Below are 18,524 nucleotides of genomic sequence, written 5' to 3'. Positions count from 1 at the left end.
CGGTTGGCGCAACCGTCAGTCCGTGTGTTGAAAGCCTCGGTCATCACTTCACCCTCTCGTTTGCAGGCGTAGGCGTAATGACCGATGTACGTACCCGCAGCAGCACCCGCCCGTTGAGCACAGCATGCGCCGCCAGCCCTAGCACCAACCCCCAGAACGCCCCGCCAATGCCCAGCAGGGTGATGTTGGCGGCGGCCGCCAGAAACGTGATCAGTGAGGCTTCCCGGGTCCTGGCATCGGACATGGCGGTGGCTAGGCTGCCGCCGATCGTCCCCAGCAGGGCCAGGCCCGCCAGCGTGGTGATGAAGGTCGCCGGGAAGGCCATGAAGACCGCGGCCAACGTCACCCCGAACACGCCGATCAGAACGTAGAACACCCCAGCGGCCATCCCCGCGATCCAACGCCTGGACGGGTCTTCGTGTGCCTCCCGGCCCGTGCAGATGGCGGCGGTGATCGCCGCGATGTTGAAGGCGTGCGAACCGAACGGCGCCATCAGCAGCGAACCCAGGCCCGTGATGGTCACGATGGGGTTGGCGCTGGTCTTGAAGCCGTCATTGCGCAATACCAGCATGCCCGGCATGTACTGCCCGGTCAGGGTAATGAGGAACAGCGGCAACGCCACGCTCAACAAGGCGTTGAGCGAGAACGCGGGCATGGTGAACACCGGCGCGGCCAGTTTCAGGCTCAGTCCCGACAGATCGACGCGGCCCTGCGCCAGCAGGAATACCAATCCCAGCACCAGGATGCCCACCACCGCATAGCGCGCGGAAAAGCGCTTGAACACCAGATAGGCGGCGATCAGCAGTCCCGCCAGCAGCGGATCGACGCTCAAGCCGCCGAAGGCGCCAGTGCCGAATTGCAGCAGGATGCCGGCCAGCAGCCCGGCAGCCACGCCTGGCGGTATCAAACGGATAACGCGCTCGAACCAACCCGACAGGCCCAGCAGCACAAAGGCGGCAGCCGAGATCAGGTATGCCCCGACGGCCTCGGCATAAGGTGTGGTTGCCAGTGCTGTGACCAGAAACGCCGCTGCCGGCGTGGACCAGGCGGTGATGATCGGTTCGCGGGATACCCAGCTCAAAATGATGCCTGTCACGCCCACGCCAATGGAAATCGACCACACCCACGAGGCCGTCAGCTCCGGGCTCAGGCCCGCGACCTTGGCTGCCTGGAACACCAGGATGAAAGTGCCGCCATAGTTGACGATGACCGAAATCAGTCCGGCCACGACGGGATGGGTGAGATCGTTCCAACGAACGGGCGAAGCTGAAGGATCCGACGGCATGATCTGAATTGGGCTCCTGGCATGGGGATGAAATGACCATGAGACGATAGACTTGTAATGGCATGATGTTCCCTACCAATTTCCAGATGAAGTACCTACCAATTGTTCAAGCATGCCCAACTTGAATCCGTCAAAGCCTGGCTCGGCGACCCCGCGCACGGCGCCTTGCCCCTGCATGCACGGGTACAGCGGGCCATTCGCCAGTTGATCCTGGATGGCGCGCTCGATGTAGGCCGCCCCCTGCCCGCGTCGCGCGCGTTGGCGAAGTCGCTGGGGGTGTCCCGCGACACGGTGGAGTCGGCCTATGGCCAGTTGCACGCCGAAGGTTTCATTGAGCGGCGGGTCGGCAGTGGCAGCTTCGTGTCCGAGCAGGCCCGGTGGCTGCCCGGGCGCGGCAGACCACGGCGCACGAGCGTGGATCGCAACGCACCCCTGCGCCTGAGCCGGCGCGGCGATGCCATGCTCCAGGGCGGCGGCGTGCGCGACTTCCTGATGTCGCGCCCCTTCGCGCCCGGCGTGCCGGAGACGCGCAGCTTTCCGCTGCCAACCTGGGAGCGCTTGCAGCGGCAGGTGTTGAAGGAGTACGGCACCCTGGCGCTGCTGCACAGCCCACCGCAGGGCATGGAGCCGTTGCGACGCGCCATTGCCGCCTACGTCAACCTCGAACGAGGCGCGCAGGCCACACCCGAGCGCGTGCTGGTGCTGACCAGTTCCCAACAGGCCATGACCCTGTGCGCCACCGTGCTGCTCGATGCTGGCGAGCGCATCTTCATCGAAGACCCCGTGTACCACGGGGCGCGCAAGGCATTTGACGCCGCCGGGTTGGATTGCGTGCCCGTGCCGATGGATGACCAAGGCATGCAGATAGCGCACCTGCTGGCAAAGGCGCAGACCCCTTGCAATGCCGCCCGGGTGGTGTTCCTGACGCCCTCGCACCAGTTCCCAACCGGGGCTACGCTGGCGTTGAACCGGCGCCTGGCCGTCATCGAATGGGCCCGCCAGCACCAGGCTTGGATCATCGAGGACGACTACGACAGCGAATTCCACTACGAAGGCAAGCCCACCGCATGCGTACAGGGGCTCGACCCCCACGGCCGCACGATCTACATCGGCACCTTCACCAAGTCGCTGTTCCCCGGCCTGCGCATCGGCTACATGGTGCTGCCGGAGGCTCTGGTGTCGCCCATGACCGTGGCCCGCACCCTGCTGGATGGGCACAGCGCACCGATCCCGCAGCTCACCCTGGCTCGCTTCATCGAGGGTGGGCATTTCGGAGCCCATGTGCGAACCATGCGGGCCGTCTATGCGGAACGCCGCGATGTGCTGGCGCAGCTGGTGCGCCAGCACCTGGCCGACTTCGTGGAGCCCAGGGTGCCCGCTGGCGGGATGCAGATGCCTTGCGTGTTCATCCGCGACATTCCCGAGCGCGAGGCGGTGGAATCGGCACGGCGGGTCGGCATCGACCTGCTGGGGCTGACCGCGCTGCATGCATCGCGCCGCCATGCATCGGGCAGGGATGGGGCCGGTTTCCTCATGGGATTTGCTGCCCATGCACCCCATGAACTGGAGATCGCTGTCAAGAAGCTGGCAAGCGTGCTGCGTGCGCTGTGTCGCCGATCACCATGAGGCGCGCTGGCGCCTTTCGTGCTGCTAGCTCCGCGTCAGGGACAGGTAGGGGTTGTCCGGCGGGACTTCCGCGAACAATGTCGAAGGCGTCGCCAACAGATAGCCGTGCAACCGCCGCGACTTGCGCGGCCCGGTGACTTCGCAGGTCCAGATGTTCAGGCCGCTGTCCTGTTTGCGGTGCAGTCCCAGCTTCTCGAAGCGCTTCTGCACCCATTGCCAGTCGTGCAGATTGTCCTGCCGGGCCAGCACCTGGATCTCCGGATGTTCCTGCACGTAGCGCTGGAAAACGCCGGGGCTGACCAGGTACGCCGTGCCATCGACGGTATGCACCAGTGCGTTCGCATCGTTGATGATGAGCTTGCGCGATTCGATGCCTTGCTTGAGCCAGGCAATGAAGTCTTCCCCGGACGGCGTGGCCTTGGTGGGAGCCGGCATGGTGGCAGGACTGGTCGGCGACAAATGAGTCACCGCAGTTGCGGCGGCGGATGGTGATGGCGGTTCCGCGCTGGCGGACGATGCACTGGTGGTGGCTGCGTCGGACGCATCAAGCATCGACAGCAGATCGGAGACCGGGTCCGCGATCCCGGCCGGGGAATCCGCCACCCCAGGGGACGGTGAGGTGGCCGGGATGCCGGCGGAGGCCGGCGCTGCCTCATCGCCAGGGAGGGCCTCTTCCGTCGTGACCGTGCCGGCGAACGGTGCGGGACGCTCGCCGGACTCCCAGATCAAGGCCGGCGACAGGCGCAGGAAGGTAAAGCTGTGCGACCAGCCGGTGCCGCTCGTGACGGTGGCCCGCCAGATCGCCTTCCCATCCGGGGCGGGCTGCACGATCCCATGGTCCTGGAGCACCGTGAAGACGGCGGTGTTGTTCGATGGAATGCCTTCGATGCCCTGCGACAGGAGGTGCGCGCGCAGCTTGTCGCTGACCGTCTTGCTGACGAGCCAGAGTGCCTCCGGGGTCAGCCATCCATCCGACGGGCCGCCGGGCTGGTTCAGCTTGAATTCCTCGCGCAGCAGGTAGCGCAGGCCATCCAGCAGCTTGCGCTGCAACGCATGCTTCGGCGCCGCCATCGCCCTGGCCGGATCACCGCCGAGCGCCAGGGCCACCGATGCCTGGTCAGCCTTGACGACCAGCTCTCCAAGCGTGCCGGCATGCTCGTACTGGCCCGCCAGCACGTACAGCAGCGCCGACCACAGGTCCTGGTAGTCGCTCAGCCAGTCGAGGATGCCGGCATCGAGCACACGGGTGTAGAGCAGTCCCGTGGCGGCGCCATGCAGCCGGTACTCGCGATCCGTCCGGTAACGAAAGCGGTACGGCTGCCGCAGCGGCCCGTGCCAGGGGTGCCAGACCAGGCCATCGGCCTGCTCGACGTGCAGGTCGACCGCGATCTTGCCAATGTCGTGCAGCAACGCGGCGTAGGCGGTCCCGGCGGTCCAGGCCTCGGCTTGCGCGGCCTGGGCCTCGGGCGAGGCGCCGGCCGGAAGCAAGTGGGACTGCCTCAGTTTGAGCGCGTAGGCCACGATCTCCAGGCCGTGGTCCAGCATGCCGCCCGGCCATGCATGGTGATACGCCTCCGAGGCCGGGAACTGCTGGACCAGCTCGGCGTAGCGCTCCAGCGGCGCGAGGTACAGCGAGCGGAACTGCCGACGCGACAGCGAGGTGCGCTGCCAGATGTGTTCCAGCAGCCGCTGCCGGCGCGGCTCCGCCAGCAGCGCTGCGGCCGACTGCGGTGGCGTCAGCCCTTTGGCAGGCTCGGCAGGAGGTGGCGCGGCGGCGGTGGCCAGCGGCACCCGTTTGCGCTGGAACAGCGAAAGCATGGCGACATCCTGGTGATGGGCTGGCCGGAGGAGCCTTTTGGCCTTTTCGGGTAGGGCCTTTCCCCTTGAGGCCACTCCCTTGCTCCATCCCCAGCCCTTTGGCCTTCGACAAGCCCTTTGATATAGGGGCAGTCGGCTTCGTGTGCCGCAATCAATGCGGAGCCGGTGCGCTCCAGGATCGAGCGGAACAGGCACTGTGTTTTCACCAGATCAGTCCGTTTCAACCGGCGCTGAAAGCGCAGCAGGCCCTGAAACCCCTGCGCCCGAAGGCATGCTTGTCGAGAATGAAGTAAGGAAGTAAGATTTCCTTTGAAACTTATGGAGGCCTCCCATGCTTGCCAAGCTCACATCGAAAAATCAGATCACGCTGCCCAAGGCGGCCGTGTCCGGCGTGGATGCGGCGGAGTACTTCGACGTCACCGTCGAGGGCGGTCGGATCGTCCTGACCCCCGTGCGCGTCCAGAAGGCACAGGCTGTGCGCGAGAAGCTGGAGCAACTCGGGATCACCGAGCAGGACGTTGAGGATGCCGTGGCCTGGGCACGGCAGTGATGCGCAGGGTCGTCCTCGACACCAACATCGTGCTGTCGGCGCTGATCTTCAGTGCCGGACGCCTGGCCTGGATACGCCACGCCTGGCAGCACCAGCAGTTGCAGCCGCTGGTCTGCCGGGAGACGGCCAGTGAACTCCTGCGCGTCCTGGCCTATCCCAAGTTCAAGCTGTCGACCTCGGAACAGCAGGAGTTGCTGGCGGACTTTCTGCCCTACGCCGATGTGGTGGAACTGCCTGCGCCATGGCCAGACCTGCCGGTCTGCCGCGACAAGAAGGACCAGGTGTTCCTGGTGCTCGCGCATGTCGGCAAGGCGGATGCGTTGATCACGGGGGATGCGGACATTCTCGCCATGCGAGAGGACTTTCCCGGCTTGATCATGACCGCCGAAGCATTCGCGGCGCGGCAGGCATGAAGGAAACCGGCACGGCCTTGCCCAACGACCGTGGAACGACCATGAGGTAGCCAACCATGAAGCACACCGCACGCATGACCACCGCAGCGCGACTCGGCCGCTGGCTGGGCGGTGTATGGGGCGGTTGCCTGCGCGCGGAGCGTCGGGTGCATCAATGGCTGATGGCGCAAGGACTGCCGGCGGGCGGTGCAGCGGTGCTGATCTGGGGGGTCAAGCTGGCGACCCTCGGCGTGTTGCTGTATGTCTCGGTCTGGGCGGCGCTGTTGCTGGTCGCTCTCGCTGTGGCAGCCAGGATGGCGGAGCAAGCGCCGCAAGGTGACGATGATTTCCTCGGACGCAAGGCCGAAGAGCTGGATCATCGCGAAAGCCTTGCCTACGACCCCATCAACTACAGCGATGACCCAGATCCACGATTCGAAGACGATTGAACCGGCGGTTGGAGCTATTTCTGCTTGGCCGCACCGATCATCAAGCCGCCGCCCCTGCCACCGGCTTGTCCGGCATCCCGCGTGCCAGTACTCAATCCTTGAAGCACGTTGCCTGCACGGATACCAGCCCAGGCCAATGCCGCCACCCAGAACGTGGGCAAGATCAAAAACATCGTGGCCATCACGAAGTTCAGCAGCATGTCTCCGAAGGTGTTGTTGAGGCCCACCAGCGGATCGAAGTTCGTGTGCGGCCGGTTCCAGCCCCACCCCCAGCCGTAGAGTGCATCGAGGATCGTCGAGTCGATCCAGCGGGCGAGCTGAAACCAGAATTCGGTGAAGAACAGCGCGAACTGCACCACGCTCACCGTGACCACGGTCTTGAGGTCATAGGTGCCGGTCAGCATCACCAGCGGGATGCAGATGACCAGCGCCATCTTGAGCAGGGACAGCACCATCGGCAGCGCCTGCCGCACCACGTCCATCGCCGGGAAATAGCCCAGTGATCCGACGGTCAGCCCCACGTCGCTGGCGGCGCGGGTGACGATATTGGGCAGCGTCATGTCGATCTGGCCACCGTAGTCCGTGTAGACCGCCCCCTGGTTGAGCTTCTGCTGGCGAGGGCTTGCGACGGCGCGGATCACCGAGTCGTTGACCTCGGACTGGCTCAGGAAGCCCGCCCAGCCGACCAGTCGCGTCAGCAGGCTGGGATCGACCTGGGCCAGCAGTCGTGCCCGCAGGCCGTGGTCGCCGTCGGACCACCACTGCCGGCAGGTCGGGTAGCCGCCCCCGCCGGGCACCTGGGCTAGGCCGGCGTCGCGCGTGGCGTCGAACGGCCAGGCATCGCGCGGAGTCCTGGAGCGGTAGCTGTCGTAGAAGCCGGCGGTGCCGACGAAGTAGCTGGAGCCGATCCAGGTGACGTCGTGCATCTGCTCCTCGCTCAGGCTGGGCCGGGTCATGAACAGCTTGGCGCGGGCGGGGCCGTAGCAGTCGCGGGTGAAGTCGCTGATCTCCTGGGCCAGCACCGGGTCGTCGATGCGGGTCGCGTCGATGTCCATGCGGATCTGCCGCAGGTCGGTGCCGCAAGGAATGGCCGCGACCGAAGCGCCGGTGATCGCGCGCGAGATCGCGTGCATGGCGAACCACCACACCGGCACCTTGGCCGACTGGTTGTTGATCGTGCTAAACGATTGCGACCAGCCCGTATCGGTCGGCTCTGGGACATTTACTTGGCATTGGGTCGAACGCGAACGGTCGTACTTGATGGTGTTGAAATCGACGTCGATGAAGGGAATGCCCGCGAACATGATCACCACGATGGCGACGAAGACGCGGTTCTCGATGCGAGCCGAGGACAGCACGCCCTTGTTGCCTTCGTCCGCGCCTTCCGCGCGGGCCTTCAACCATTCCTGGATGACGATCGCCAGGAACGGGACGGCGAACACGCCGCTGGCGACCAGCACCGACCAGATGCCGTTGTGGACCACCCAGGACACCAGCGTCAGGTAGTACTCCAGGTAGTCGGTGGTGTACAGCGTCATGGCGAACCTCGCGCTACCGTGCCTGCATCAGCAGGCTGGCTTCCAGCACGATCACGGCGACGATGGCCGCAACCTCCGCGCGCAGCAGCCGTTGCCCGGCAGCGCGCTCCGGTTCCCGCGCGCGCAGGCGACGTCGCATCCAGAGCCAACCCCAGGCGGTGGCGGCGTAGAGCAACAACCGCCAGGCCAGGAAGGCCCCGGATTGCGCCGCCATCCAGCGCTGCCAGCCCTCGATGCCGCCCGCGATGCGGATGCCGACCACATTGACGGCGGTCGCGGCGATCAGCAGCGACACCGCCCACACCAGCACCAGGATGGCACGCCGGCTGGACAGCCAGCGCAGGCACCGCCCCACGGTATTCATGGATGGCTTCCGCCAGACGGCGGCCGCTGCAGTTCATCGACCCGATTGCGCACTGGGTCACCCTCGTAGATGCCACGCGCACCGGCGGCGCGGGTGCTGTGGCGCTGGATGATCGCCATCGGCGAATTGCTGGCCAGTTCGCGGCGCAGCTCCAGCTCTGCTTTCAGGTTGTGAATCTCGCGATCGAGGATGTCGCTTTCGTGGGTGACGGCCTTCTGGGCCAGTTCGTTGGCGGCCACGTTGGGCTCCTTGCGCCCGGTCAGCAGCGTGCGTTGCAGCAGCAGCGCCTTCTCCAGCACGCTGGCCAGCGCAACCTCCGAGGCCAGGCGCCGAGCCAGGATGTCCTGGTCCGTCTCGTCGCGCAGCGCCTCGATCACGCCACGGGTGATGGGCAGCGACGCGCTACTCGCAGCCTGCAGGTTCTGCGCCGTGGTCGGACGGCTGCCGGCGACCAGCTCCTGCAGGGCCTGCAGCTTGTCCTCGTATTCCTCCTGAATCAGCGGGGTCAGGCCAACGCCCGGCGTGGTGACGGTCTTGGTGCATGCATCGCAGGTGCGCTGCTCCTGCTCGCCCAGCACGCGAATGGCCCAGGCTGCGGCGGCATCGGGCGAACTCCAGGTCTGGCATGCCAGGTTGCCGCTGCAACTGGCTTGCGGAATCGAACTGGCATCGCCGACGCCACGGCCATTGAGCAGGTTGTAGCCGGCGCGGGTCACGTCGCCGACCACACGCACCGGACGTTGGCCCGCGCCGCCAGCGTTGTCTCCGCCGACCCACGGCACGCCATTGTTGCCACGGTTCGCCTCGGCGTCGTCGATCGCTGAGACCGCATCGGTGCTCGCGACGGCCTGCTTCAGCGCCATACCTTCGGCGAGCTGGTCCCAGCCGAGCTGCCCACCCGCCATGTCGGCCATGCGATTGGCGATGGCACGGCAGGTCAGCTTGCTGCGATCGAAATCCAGCCTGGCTTGCAGCACCCCATTGGTCAACAGGTTGTACAGCCCTGGATCGGCGCGCTGGATGATCAAGGCGGGCAGCGACGCCACGGCAGCGGTGGCGTTCTGGATCACCGAGGACATGATGGCCTGGAAGCCATTGGTGATGCCGTTCAACTGGTTCTGCAGCGTGGTGGTGATGCTCATGTCGCCACAGATCAGGTTGCTGTTCCAGCCGACGCCAACGCCGATGGAGTGCATGTTGGCCGCACCGCTCATGGACACCGCGCGGCCGCCCCCAATGCTGTAGAGCACGTCGTCGCCTATCACGCTGCCTTGATGCTGGACGCCGTACTCGTTGACGCTGGTCTGCGCCCCGGCGCTGGAGTAGCACAACGCTGCGACAACGGCCAATGCGACGTACAGAAATCGACGGGCGCTCGGAAATGAAGTCGTCATGGCATCGGGTCTCACAGGAAATCGACGCTGCCGAGGAACACCTGGCCGCGGCGCTGGCAGCAGCTATAAGGACGCCACAATGCCCAGGCGTAGTCGCCTTGCCGGGCCTGCACCTTGGCATTGCCGTGGGGGAATACCGCGCAACTGCTGGACAGCGTGGGGGTCAGCTCCTGCCACTTGCCCGTGGCGGCATCGGTTTCCATCAGGGCGCCGGCCGGCCAATAGCCATCGCGCGAACTGGCGAGCAGCGGTTGGTAGACGTGGATCTGGTTGCGGCGCGTCACGATGTCACCCGCGCGCTGGGCGACCACGGCTGCGGCCTTGTGGTCATCCACCTGGTGCAGGAAGCCGCCACGCGGATAGACGTTGCCCCAGAGATTCATGGCCGTGCGCGTGCCGATCTCGCGCCGGCCGGGAATCAGTGCTTCCGGATACAGCGCCTCGGGGATGTTGTAGCGCCATGCCAGCGTGTCGAGCGTGCTCAGCAGATAGGGCATGAAGGCGGTGCCTGCGCCCTCGCAGGTGTAGCCGGACGCGCTGGCGAACTGGCTGAACACATGGCCACCGGGATGGCCGATGACGTCGGCGTTCTTGAACTTCGCCAGGTTGTTCTCGTGATCCTCGTTGGTGGTGCCGTCGCCGCCGGCCTTCGCGGTCGGGTTCGGCAGGCTCATCGCCCGCACCTCGACCCAAGGGTTCTCGCCGGTGTTCGAGTAGCTCGACACCACGGCATCCGGGATGTAGTGGCGCACCTTGACCGAGGTGCGCACGGTGCATCCCGTCCAGGTGCAATAGAGCCAGTAGCAGATGCCGGTGACGCGGTACTCCAGGCAATCCGGCGACAGGGTGGAGGTCACGATGGTGGCGGTGTTCAGTGCAAAGGACGATGCGGAACACCCCAGCAACAGCGCTGCGATGGCCAACCGCTGGCGCCGGGATGGTGCGAACGGACGCCTCGTCATGGCTGCGTCCTCCGGTATTGGTCGATGCGGGAAACCGCACGGGCCACGTCCGTCTCGCCATAGACCACGTATCGGCGATCCACCACGATGGCCGGAACCTTGGCGACGCCAAGGCTCCAGGCATCGGCAACGCCCTGGTAGGCGGTGCCGATCCTTCGCTGCAGGTCTGTACCGCCCAGCTTCAGGCGTTGCTGGACGATGGCGCTGGCGCGCTCAGGATCGGTGGGCAGGTTGTCGGCCAGCTCCGCTTCGAGCACCGCGGCCGCGTCCAAGATGAGGTGTCGGTCAGCCTGGCCAAGGACCGGATGATGCGAGTCGGTAACGACCCATACTTCCGCTGCGGCGGCGCGGGTGGCCAACGTCAGGATGGCAATGCCCGGAGCAAGCCATGCTGGGCGGGTGCGAGTGGCATGAGGAATAGCGCAAGAGTCCATGAGACAACACCGGAGGGAAGCCAATCCGGTGACAGTCGAACCGAAATCCGGCTTCGACACGACAAACAATCCGGAGACCGCCTCATCCCGTTTTCGCCATCCCTGTCATCGCGTGATCACCCCAAACGGTGCCTGCGAGTGCGCCTGCGACAAGGCCGCGTTCGGATCGACAGCCAAGGCGGCCGCCACAAGTCGGTCTCGCCTTCAGCGGCGATGAATCGCCTGGAGAACGAAGTCGGCCCGTTCGGCCACACTGGCGCGCGGAAGCAACCTGACTTCGTAGCCGAGTGCCCGGTAGGTTGCATCCAGGTGGGCGTATTCCGCCTCAGCCTCGGGAAAGCCGTGCCGCCGCGCCTCGTCGGCGCAATAGATGTCCGGCCAGGGCGGAGCGAGGAACACGAGCCGCCCATAGGGGCGGGATTCGCCCAGGCTTTCCGACAGAGGTACACCGAACAGTCGCTGAAGCGCTGCGGCTGCGTCGATTAGCCCTCGGTCGAAGAAAACCGGACCAGCGTCCCGTGCCGCGCCTTCGAGATCCATGGCGGCGACGCTCAGCGCCTCGCGCAGAAAGGCCGCCATGTCGGTCCATGGCAGGGCGTTGCCGCCCTGTCGAATCTGCTCGGCGATGATCCTCCGCCCGGGTTCGGCGACGGTCGCATGACCACGCCGCCGCAGTTCCCCGAGCAGGGTCGACTTGCCGCCGCCGGAGCACCCCGATATGACCACCTGAGGTGGCATCGGCGTCATGTCAGGGTTTTCTTCGACCAGCAGACGGTTTGTCAATTCACTTGTCATCATTGGTTAGCCGAAGAGACAGGCCCCACGCAATGGTGGTGCTGAGCATGCCAAAGGCGCAGACCCCGGCCCATCCATGGGCAGTGAAGGCCCACCCGCATGCAGCAGCGCCGAAGGCCCCGCCGAGCAGCATCGTGCCCATGAACACGGTGTTCAGCCGGCTGCGCGCACCCGCATCCAATGCATAGACCATGGTCTGGTTCGCCACCTGGGCCGACTGCACGGCCACGTCGAGCAAGAAGATGCCGAGGACGAGTGCGGGGATCGATGAGCCTCCCAGGTACAGCACGGCAAATGCCGTTGCGGTTCCCACCGCGCCTGCACGAACGACTGCGTCATGTCCGCGTCGGTCGGCAAACCGGCCAGCCGCCGGTGCAGCCAACGCGCCGCACACGCCGACCAGCGCGAACAGGCCGGCGGATACCGCGCCGAGCTGCAGTGGCGGCCGCTCCAGCCAGAGCGCGAACGTTGCCCAGAAGCCGATCATGCTGGCAAACAGCAGGAACTGGACGGCCACAGCCTGGCGCAAGGAAGCGTGCTTGCGCACCAAATGCCACATCGACAGCAGCAATCGTCCATAGCCGAGATCGGAGGACGGTGGTACCACCGGCAGCGTCCATGCCAGCCGAAAGCCCAGTACCAGCATCAGTGCCGCAGAAAAGCCGAAGACGGACCGCCAGCCCCAAAGCTCGGTCATCCAGCCGCTCACCACACGGGCCGCCAGGATGCCGATCAGGATGCCGCCCGTCACCACGCCGAGCACCTGCCCCTTGCGGTGGGAGGGTGCCAGGTGGATGGCCAAGGGAACCAGTTGTTGCGCCACGGTGGCGCACAAACCCACGGCGAGGCTCGCCAGTGCCAATTGAACGAAGCCGGAGGACGCGGCTGCCAGCACCAGGGAGAGCACCAGCGCCGCCAGCGTTCGCAGGATGAGCGACTTGCGCTCCAGGCGGTCACCCAGTGGTGCCAGGAACAGCACGCCCAGGGCATTGCCCGCCTGGGTGAGCACGGGCAGCCAGGTCACGGTCCCCGCAGAGAGCGCGAACTCCCGGCTCAATTCGCCGAGAAGCGGCTGGTTGTAGTAGCTGTTGGCCACGGATGCGCCCGCCGCCAGGGCAATGGTCCACAGCAGATGGGAGGGCAAGGCTGACGTGGCAGGCATCGGTGCGGCACGCGATGCATCGCCGGGGTGACCTGGGATATTGCTCATTCAAGGGGTCCGGCCGTATCAACTCTCGGCTTGCGGACAAGCTCTCACCAGTTCGGGCGATCCGTTCCCGGCGGCACTGACGGTCGCGCATAGCCGGCCGGTGTTCGCGCCATTTGCGCGCTGGGGCGCACGGCGCGCAGCAGGCCGAAGCCGGAGACTTCGTCGGCGAGCCAGGGGCTGAGGTCCGGCCTGCCGGCCCGCAGACCCTCTTCGATGCGCCCCAGCCCGCGCAGCCAGTGCCCGGTCTGCGCCAGCGACACCTGCACGTGCCAGCTTCCCCCTTCGCGCGACTGTCGCCACAGCGCGGCGGCGGCGCCGAAAGCCATCAGGAAGCCGCTGGCCTGGTCGAGGATCTGCATCGGCAGCGCGCGCGGCTTGCCGTCGCCCGCCGCCTCGCCCTCGGCGTGGTTGAAGCCCATTGCCGTCTGCACCAGCGAATCGAAACCGCGCCGGTCGGCCCAGGGCCCTTGCGTGCCGTAGGCGGTCAGCGACACGGCGACGATGCCGGGCCGGCGCGCGGCCAGGGCCTCGGGCGAGAAGCCGAGCGCGGCCAGGCCGCCGGGCCGGTACCCCTGCGAGAACACGTGGGCGTCTTCCAGGAGCTGCCACAGCGCTTCGCGCCCGGCATCGCTGCGCAGGTCGATGTGCGCCGAGCGCTTGCCGCGGCTGGTTTCGGCAATAGCGGCGATGTTGGGCAGGTTCGGTGAGTTGACCAGCATCACGTCCGCGCCGAACGACGCCATCGCCCGCCCACCGACGGGGCCGGCCAGGATGCGCGTGAGGTCGAGCACGCGCAGGCCGGCGAGCGGCCGCTCATCGGCCGCCAGGGGCGGCAGTGCGCGCGGTGGCGCATCGGCGATTCGGGTGATGGTCATCAAGGGTTGCGAGGCCACCGCCTGACCCTGGGGCGTGGCATCCCACTCGGCGAAGCTGCGCAACGCCGTGGCCACCAGCGCGTGGTCGGCCGCGGCCTGCTCGAAGTCCAGCGCCTTCCAACCCCGCAGGGCCTGCTCTGCGTCGGCGCGTGTGGCAGTTGCGGGGTCCAGGCCCAGCAGGCGCAGCGCGCCATCGCGGTGGTGCGGGAAGTTGGTGTGTACACGCACGTAGCCATCGGCGCAGCGGTACAGGCCGGCGAACGGGTCCCACAGCTCGGGCTCCTGGCCGTCGAGCGTGAACCAGCCGGTGCATTCGGCGGCGGCGTGAGCCATGTCCACGGCGACACGCTGGCGCGGAGCACCCCGCTCATGGCCGAGTTCGCAGGCGGCGAGCGCAGCCGCGGCAATGCTGGTCTGCGCGGCGGTGCCGACGGCGAAGGACGAGGGGAACACCGGGTCGCTGCCCGTCAGCGCGATCCCGGCCAGCGCCTGCGGCGGCAGCCCGCCCAGCGACCAGAGCGCAGTCAGTGCATCGAGTGGATTCATCGAATGGACTCCTCACAGAAAGTTCGCCAACTAAATCGACACGCTACCCCGTCGGCCGAGTCGGGTTGGCAGATCCAGGCGGGAGGCAGGGTCGGCGCCGCGTTGTCCGCAAACGCAGCGGACCGCGGAAAGCAGCATCGCGCGCCATTGGCGATGCCGGGGAGCGCCGTATTCGCACAGGCGTGGGCGTCGCGCGCCCGCTGCAAGCGATCCATCATGCGCCCGCCTTCAGCCCGAAGTACGCAGAGAGCGCCAGGCCGGTCGCCACGATCGTCCAACGCAGCGCCAGCGGCGGAATCCAGCGCGCCAACCGCGCGCCGGTATAGCCCCCCACGATCGCGCCCAGCAGGACCGCACTGCCTTGCGTCCAGGCGATGGACCCGGTGGCGACGAAGAGCATCACCGCGGCACTGGTCACGACGGTAGCCATCGCATTTTTGACGGCGTTGGCCTCCTGGACATCGCGCACACCCAGCAAGGTCAGGATCGCCATCAGGATGATGCCCAGGCCGGCGCCGAAGTAGCCGCCATAGAGTGCGGTCAGGAACTCCGCCCCCGCCGCCACCAGGTGCGGCACCTGACCGCGAGCATGCCGCTCGATGGCCTGGCGCAGCCAGGGCCCCAGGGCGAACAGAACGTTCGCGACGAGGATCAGCCACGGCACCAGACGGCTGAACTGTGCATCTCCGGTGAACACCAACAGTGCGGCGCCCACCAGCGAACCGGCACCGACCACGGGCAGGCTGCGCCGCAACGCGGCGCGGTGGCGCCCGAGTTCGCTGCGATAGCCGAGCAGACTGCTCGCATGCCCCGGCCAGATCGACACCGCGCTGGTGGCGTTGGCCGCCACGGGTGGTACGCCGGCAGCCAGCAGCGCGGGAAAGGTGAAGAATGTGCCGCCGCCGGCCACCGCATTGCAGATGCCGCCGATCATGCCGGCACCGGCCAGCAGCAGGAAGGTTCCGATGTCCATGCCGCTCGCACCTCAGCTCGTCGGCCTGGACAGGGCCAGACGCAGGCCAAACCCCATCAGTGCCAGGCCGGTGAGCGCATCGAGCGAGCGCATCACCGTGGGCCGGCGCAGCCAGCGTGCCAGGGGCCGCGTGGCCAGCACCAGTGCGGCGAACCAGAGCAGTCCCATCGCGGCGTGGATGCCGGCCAACAGCACGCTGAACGCGACCACCGGCACATCGGCGGGAACGAACTGTGGCAGGAGGCTCACGTAGAACACCCCGACCTTGGGATTGAGCAGATTCGTCAGCAGACCGCGCAGGAACCAGCGCTCGCCACGCACGAGCGGCGGATCGTCTGCGGGCAGCGTCGGCCGGCTCTTGAGCGCGCCAGAGATCAGCTTCCAGCCGAGCCAGAGCAGATAGGCCGCGCCCGCGATCTGCAGCAGGGTGTAGGCGAGTCGGGAGACCGCGAGCACCGCGCCGAGCCCGAGGGCCGCGATCAGCCCCCAGATCAGCACGCCGGTCACGATGCCGCCGCCCGCCCTCATCGCCTTGCGCCCCCCTTCCACAGCGGCCGTGCGAAGTACCAGCGCCGTGTCCAGGCCGGGGGTCAAGGTGAGCAGCAGCGCCGTCAGCGTGAAGCCCAGGATCGCAGTCGATGCATCCATTGGGGGATCTCCGTCAGAGCACAGACAAGTCCAGTGACTCGCTGTACGTCGTCGATTCGATGGTCTTGACGATGGCCTGGCCGCAGATCACTGCGCCACGCGCCGCGTCGTAGGTCAGGCTCGGCGCGCCATACAGCTCCCAGCCGCTGTTCAGGGCCGCGGTGACGCGGTGGCAGAACGCCGCGTCGTCGATGCCGGTCAGGTAGCGGTACGCGCGCATGCTCATGCTCCCGGTCGATTCGATGCCGGCATCTGGACGCGCAGCCCCGCTCCGAATGCCTGCAGCAGATGCCAGCCGGTGTCCCAGTCGCCCACGCCGCTGGCGGCATTGATATGCCCGAGGGCGCCGACTTCCAAGCATCCCGCTGCCCAACCCATGGCCATGCGCCGGGCGTGCTCCGGCGAGCCATAGGGGTCGTCGCTGCTGGCGACCACCAGTGCGGGAAACGGCAGGGGTTCGGTCGGTGGCGGGCCGAACTCGCTCGCCTCGCCTGGAAACGCCGGTGCGCCGGGGTCAGGGACGGCAACCAGGAAGGCGCCCCGGACCTGGGCGATCCGATGCTGGATGTCTTCTCCGATTCCCGGCCGCGATGCCCAGTGCGCGACGAGCAGGCACGAAAGGCTGTGTGCGACCAAGACGACGGGCGCACCGCACTCGTCGATAGCCGCATCGAGTGCCTGCAGCCAGTCGGCCAGGTCCGGCCTGTCCCAGTCGGCAGGCTGGAATCGCCGGCCATGCTCCTGGCGCGACGCCCAGCGCGTCTGCCAATGCTCCGGCCCGGAATTGCCGATACCGGGAAGCATCAAGAGGCGAACGGTCTGAAGGTGGCTCATGGTGGCGTGCGCGGAAATCCGGGGTGAGGTTGTCTGGCTGGAAACCTTAGGACCGATGCGTCGAATTGCCGAGTGAGAAGGTCTCAGCAAGCGTCGAGAAAAGCTCAATGGTCAGCTCGAATGGCCTTGGCTATCGTCGAAGTGCCCTTCCTTCACAACCGACGAGGACGCTCCCCGAGTTCGCCATGTTCGATATCCCGCTCCTGATTTCCTACGTCCTGGCGGCCTGGCTGTCCATCCTTACGCCCGGCCCGGCCATCCTGCTGGCGATGCGCAATGGCGCTCGCCAGGGCGTGGTCGCGAGCCTGTGGTCGACGCTGGGCAACATGTTGGGGTTGCTCGTGGTTTCCGCGGCGGCCGCGTGGGGCGTCGGCCTGTTCCTGCTTGCCTCCGCCCACGCGATGACCGCACTGCGGCTGGCCGGCGCCGCCTATCTGGCGTACCTCGGTCTTTGCCTGCTTGTGCAGGGCAGACACACACGGCCGCCGGACCCCGGTGCCCATGACGCAGGGCCGGTGCAGGCCTTCGCGCTGGCGAAGGAGGGATTCCTGGTGGCGACATCCAATCCGAAGTCGATCCTCTTCTTCACCGCCTTCTTCCCCCAGTTCATCCGGGCCGACCAGGCGCTCATCCCTCAGTTCATGGGCCTGACCGCGATCTTCGTGATCCTCAGCGGCGCCACCTTGACCGGCTATGCCGCCATTGCAAGCCGGGTGCGGGGAGCATTGGGCACCTCCGTCTGGCGCCAGCGCTGCACGCGCCTGGCGGGGATCGGTTTCCTCGGATTCGCCGCATGGATTCTTTTGTGGAGACCGTCGAGCGGCGCCAAGGCATTGGCCGCGTGATTCGTCCCCGGCCACGCGCACGCAACCGAGCACAGGCGGTGCGACCGAACCTGGAGAAGCGATGAACAAATCCTTCCTGCAAGTCGATGTGTTCACGAGCCAGCCGCTCAGGGGCAACCCGGCTGCCGTCGTGTTCGATGCCGACGACCTCGATGCGCGAACCATGCAGCGGATCGCGCGCGAGATGAACCTGTCCGAGACGGTCTTCGTGCTGGCCCCGGAATCGCCCGACACCGACTATCGGGTGCGCATCTTCACGCCCTCCAGCGAGTTGCCGTTCGCGGGGCACCCCACCATCGCCACTGCGAGCGCGGTGCGTGCGCACCGTGGCGACCTGGCCGATGCAAGTCTGCTGCGGCAGGCCTGCGGCATCGGCATCGTGCCTGTCGAAGTCGTTCCGACCGAGGGCTCGCCGATCTACTGGATGACCCAGGCCATGCCGCAGTTCCGCGACACGGCCATCGATCCGGGAGAAATGTCGGCCCTGCTGGGCTGCGATGCGAACATGCTGGCCGCGATGCCTGTGGACGTCGTCTCCACTGGCATCCCGTGGCTGATCGCCGAACTGCGCAGCGTCGCCGCCCTGGCGTCGCTGCGTCCCGACCTGCCTCGCATCGCCGAACGCTGCCGCGCATCGGGTGCCGTCGGCGTGACCGTCTTTGCCGAGCACGAGGCCGAGGCGCCGGTACGCTTGCGCCTGCGCACGTTCGCGCCAGGCGAAGGCGTGGCCGAGGATCCCGTCTGCGGGTCTGGAAACGGGTGTGTCGCGGCATTCCTGGCAAGGCACCGGCACGCATCGGCTCTCCAGGGTGGCTACCTTGCGGAGCAAGGCATCGAGATGGGACGCGACGGCCTGATCCATGTCGAATGGACCCGAAACGGCGACGAACTGACGGTGCGCGTCGGAGGCCAGGCCGTGACCGTCGCCAGCGGCACCCTGCATCTGTAGACGCGGCGGCACGTTCAGCCGCTCGGTCGCCCATGGC

General features: G+C 66.9%; 20 protein-coding genes. 6 read left to right on the top strand and 14 right to left on the bottom strand.

Going from position 1 to position 18,524, the window contains the following annotated elements:
* Positions 1-43 precede the first annotated feature (43 nt).
* Positions 44-1,285 carry a benzoate/H(+) symporter BenE family transporter gene (locus OU419_RS06875; protein WP_024889558.1) on the bottom strand — a complete coding sequence of 414 codons (1,242 nt, stop codon included), beginning with the start codon at positions 1,283-1,285 and terminating at the stop codon, positions 44-46.
* Positions 1,286-1,387: 102 nt separating this feature from the next.
* On the opposite strand from OU419_RS06875, the gene pdxR reads away from it, so the two are divergent.
* Complete coding sequence (pdxR, locus tag OU419_RS06870; protein WP_254471746.1) at positions 1,388-2,911, top strand: MocR-like pyridoxine biosynthesis transcription factor PdxR; 1,524 nt, start codon at positions 1,388-1,390, stop codon at positions 2,909-2,911.
* Positions 2,912-2,935: 24 nt separating this feature from the next.
* Here pdxR and mobH read toward each other — a convergent pair whose 3' ends face one another.
* Positions 2,936-4,729, bottom strand: coding sequence for a MobH family relaxase (gene mobH / locus OU419_RS06865; protein WP_024889560.1), 1,794 nt, complete (start codon positions 4,727-4,729; stop codon positions 2,936-2,938).
* A gap of 331 nt (positions 4,730-5,060) precedes the next feature.
* Here mobH and OU419_RS06860 point away from each other — a divergent pair, with 331 nt between their 5' ends.
* From OU419_RS06860 to OU419_RS06850, 3 genes are read left to right on the top strand one after another with little or no spacing between them, the layout of a single operon-like run.
* Positions 5,061-5,279, top strand: coding sequence for an AbrB/MazE/SpoVT family DNA-binding domain-containing protein (locus OU419_RS06860; RefSeq protein WP_021205410.1), 219 nt, complete (start codon positions 5,061-5,063; stop codon positions 5,277-5,279).
* Entirely contained in the window at positions 5,279-5,692 is a 414-nt protein-coding gene (locus OU419_RS06855) for a putative toxin-antitoxin system toxin component, PIN family (protein ID WP_020649368.1), read from the top strand. Before OU419_RS06860 ends, OU419_RS06855 begins: the two co-directional genes overlap by 1 nt.
* A 56-nt stretch (positions 5,693-5,748) precedes the next feature.
* The gene (locus OU419_RS06850; protein ID WP_024889561.1) at positions 5,749-6,120 is read left to right on the top strand and encodes a DUF3742 family protein; all 372 of its coding nucleotides are present in this window, start codon (positions 5,749-5,751) and stop codon (positions 6,118-6,120) included.
* A gap of 14 nt (positions 6,121-6,134) precedes the next feature.
* Here the strand turns inward: OU419_RS06850 and OU419_RS06845 are convergent, their stop codons facing one another.
* From OU419_RS06845 to OU419_RS06790, 12 genes are all read right to left on the bottom strand, one after another.
* Positions 6,135-7,658 carry a conjugal transfer protein TraG N-terminal domain-containing protein gene (locus OU419_RS06845; protein WP_024889562.1) on the bottom strand — a complete coding sequence of 508 codons (1,524 nt, stop codon included), beginning with the start codon at positions 7,656-7,658 and terminating at the stop codon, positions 6,135-6,137.
* A gap of 13 nt (positions 7,659-7,671) precedes the next feature.
* Positions 7,672-8,022 (bottom strand): hypothetical protein, encoded by a 351-nt coding sequence (locus OU419_RS06840; protein ID WP_009618109.1) that lies wholly within the window; start codon positions 8,020-8,022, stop codon positions 7,672-7,674.
* Positions 8,019-9,416 carry an integrating conjugative element protein gene (locus OU419_RS06835; RefSeq protein WP_009618111.1) on the bottom strand — a complete coding sequence of 466 codons (1,398 nt, stop codon included), beginning with the start codon at positions 9,414-9,416 and terminating at the stop codon, positions 8,019-8,021. The genes OU419_RS06840 and OU419_RS06835 overlap by 4 nt, the downstream gene beginning before the upstream one ends.
* A gap of 11 nt (positions 9,417-9,427) precedes the next feature.
* A complete protein-coding gene (locus OU419_RS06830; protein ID WP_024889563.1) occupies positions 9,428-10,378 on the bottom strand; it encodes a TIGR03756 family integrating conjugative element protein in 951 nt (316 codons plus the stop codon).
* Positions 10,375-10,812, bottom strand: coding sequence for a TIGR03757 family integrating conjugative element protein (locus OU419_RS06825; RefSeq protein ID WP_024889564.1), 438 nt, complete (start codon positions 10,810-10,812; stop codon positions 10,375-10,377). The genes OU419_RS06830 and OU419_RS06825 overlap by 4 nt, the downstream gene beginning before the upstream one ends.
* Before the next feature lie 204 nt (positions 10,813-11,016).
* The gene (locus OU419_RS06820; protein ID WP_236621746.1) at positions 11,017-11,610 is read right to left on the bottom strand and encodes an AAA family ATPase; all 594 of its coding nucleotides are present in this window, start codon (positions 11,608-11,610) and stop codon (positions 11,017-11,019) included.
* Positions 11,597-12,817: an MFS transporter gene (locus OU419_RS06815; RefSeq protein WP_081770068.1), complete on the bottom strand. Its 1,221-nt coding sequence runs from the start codon at positions 12,815-12,817 to the stop codon at positions 11,597-11,599. The genes OU419_RS06820 and OU419_RS06815 overlap by 14 nt, the downstream gene beginning before the upstream one ends.
* A 44-nt stretch (positions 12,818-12,861) precedes the next feature.
* The gene (locus OU419_RS06810) at positions 12,862-14,238 is read right to left on the bottom strand and encodes a CoA transferase (protein ID WP_024889567.1); all 1,377 of its coding nucleotides are present in this window, start codon (positions 14,236-14,238) and stop codon (positions 12,862-12,864) included.
* Between the two features lie 214 nt (positions 14,239-14,452).
* Positions 14,453-15,211, bottom strand: coding sequence for a sulfite exporter TauE/SafE family protein (locus tag OU419_RS06805; protein ID WP_024889568.1), 759 nt, complete (start codon positions 15,209-15,211; stop codon positions 14,453-14,455).
* Between the two features lie 12 nt (positions 15,212-15,223).
* Positions 15,224-15,859 (bottom strand): LysE family translocator, encoded by a 636-nt coding sequence (locus OU419_RS06800; protein ID WP_024889569.1) that lies wholly within the window; start codon positions 15,857-15,859, stop codon positions 15,224-15,226.
* A gap of 13 nt (positions 15,860-15,872) precedes the next feature.
* Positions 15,873-16,079 (bottom strand): DUF1737 domain-containing protein, encoded by a 207-nt coding sequence (locus tag OU419_RS06795; RefSeq protein WP_024889570.1) that lies wholly within the window; start codon positions 16,077-16,079, stop codon positions 15,873-15,875.
* Between the two features lie 2 nt (positions 16,080-16,081).
* Positions 16,082-16,693, bottom strand: a complete 612-nt coding sequence (locus OU419_RS06790; RefSeq protein ID WP_024889571.1) for an RBBP9/YdeN family alpha/beta hydrolase — start codon at positions 16,691-16,693, stop codon at positions 16,082-16,084.
* A 185-nt stretch (positions 16,694-16,878) separates the two neighbouring features.
* Here OU419_RS06790 and OU419_RS06785 point away from each other — a divergent pair, with 185 nt between their 5' ends.
* Both OU419_RS06785 and OU419_RS06780 read left to right on the top strand, forming a co-directional pair.
* On the top strand, positions 16,879-17,538 hold the full coding sequence (locus OU419_RS06785; RefSeq protein ID WP_024889572.1) for a LysE family translocator: 660 nt from the start codon (positions 16,879-16,881) through the stop codon (positions 17,536-17,538).
* A gap of 61 nt (positions 17,539-17,599) precedes the next feature.
* On the top strand, positions 17,600-18,487 hold the full coding sequence (locus tag OU419_RS06780) for a PhzF family phenazine biosynthesis protein (protein ID WP_254471747.1): 888 nt from the start codon (positions 17,600-17,602) through the stop codon (positions 18,485-18,487).
* The last annotated feature ends 37 nt before the right edge of the window (positions 18,488-18,524 follow it).

Source organism: Pseudomonas triclosanedens, assembly GCF_026686735.1.
GTDB lineage: Bacteria > Pseudomonadota > Gammaproteobacteria > Pseudomonadales > Pseudomonadaceae > Pseudomonas > Pseudomonas triclosanedens.
The sequence above is the reverse complement of the archived record's forward strand: the minus strand, read 5'-3'. Positions and strand labels throughout refer to the sequence as shown.

Excerpts from the sequence above, each read along its gene's own strand:
- OU419_RS06795 (WP_024889570.1), bottom strand. The coding sequence starts at position 16,079 with ATGCGCGCGTACCGCTACCTGACCGGCATCGACGACGCGGCGTTCTGC.
- OU419_RS06805 (WP_024889568.1), bottom strand. The coding sequence starts at position 15,211 with ATGGACATCGGAACCTTCCTGCTGCTGGCCGGTGCCGGCATGATCGGC.
- OU419_RS06875 (WP_024889558.1), bottom strand. The coding sequence starts at position 1,285 with ATGCCGTCGGATCCTTCAGCTTCGCCCGTTCGTTGGAACGATCTCACC.
- OU419_RS06800 (WP_024889569.1), bottom strand. The coding sequence starts at position 15,859 with ATGGATGCATCGACTGCGATCCTGGGCTTCACGCTGACGGCGCTGCTG.
- OU419_RS06790 (WP_024889571.1), bottom strand. The coding sequence starts at position 16,693 with ATGAGCCACCTTCAGACCGTTCGCCTCTTGATGCTTCCCGGTATCGGC.
- OU419_RS06825 (WP_024889564.1), bottom strand. The coding sequence starts at position 10,812 with ATGGACTCTTGCGCTATTCCTCATGCCACTCGCACCCGCCCAGCATGG.
- OU419_RS06860 (WP_021205410.1), top strand. The coding sequence starts at position 5,061 with ATGCTTGCCAAGCTCACATCGAAAAATCAGATCACGCTGCCCAAGGCG.
- OU419_RS06845 (WP_024889562.1), bottom strand. The coding sequence starts at position 7,658 with ATGACGCTGTACACCACCGACTACCTGGAGTACTACCTGACGCTGGTG.
- OU419_RS06840 (WP_009618109.1), bottom strand. The coding sequence starts at position 8,022 with ATGAATACCGTGGGGCGGTGCCTGCGCTGGCTGTCCAGCCGGCGTGCC.
- OU419_RS06785 (WP_024889572.1), top strand. The coding sequence starts at position 16,879 with ATGTTCGATATCCCGCTCCTGATTTCCTACGTCCTGGCGGCCTGGCTG.
- OU419_RS06780 (WP_254471747.1), top strand. The coding sequence starts at position 17,600 with ATGAACAAATCCTTCCTGCAAGTCGATGTGTTCACGAGCCAGCCGCTC.
- OU419_RS06850 (WP_024889561.1), top strand. The coding sequence starts at position 5,749 with ATGAAGCACACCGCACGCATGACCACCGCAGCGCGACTCGGCCGCTGG.
- OU419_RS06815 (WP_081770068.1), bottom strand. The coding sequence starts at position 12,817 with ATGAGCAATATCCCAGGTCACCCCGGCGATGCATCGCGTGCCGCACCG.
- OU419_RS06835 (WP_009618111.1), bottom strand. The coding sequence starts at position 9,416 with ATGACGACTTCATTTCCGAGCGCCCGTCGATTTCTGTACGTCGCATTG.
- OU419_RS06855 (WP_020649368.1), top strand. The coding sequence starts at position 5,279 with ATGCGCAGGGTCGTCCTCGACACCAACATCGTGCTGTCGGCGCTGATC.
- OU419_RS06810 (WP_024889567.1), bottom strand. The coding sequence starts at position 14,238 with ATGAATCCACTCGATGCACTGACTGCGCTCTGGTCGCTGGGCGGGCTG.
- OU419_RS06830 (WP_024889563.1), bottom strand. The coding sequence starts at position 10,378 with ATGACGAGGCGTCCGTTCGCACCATCCCGGCGCCAGCGGTTGGCCATC.
- mobH (WP_024889560.1), bottom strand. The coding sequence starts at position 4,729 with ATGCTTTCGCTGTTCCAGCGCAAACGGGTGCCGCTGGCCACCGCCGCC.
- OU419_RS06820 (WP_236621746.1), bottom strand. The coding sequence starts at position 11,610 with ATGATGACAAGTGAATTGACAAACCGTCTGCTGGTCGAAGAAAACCCT.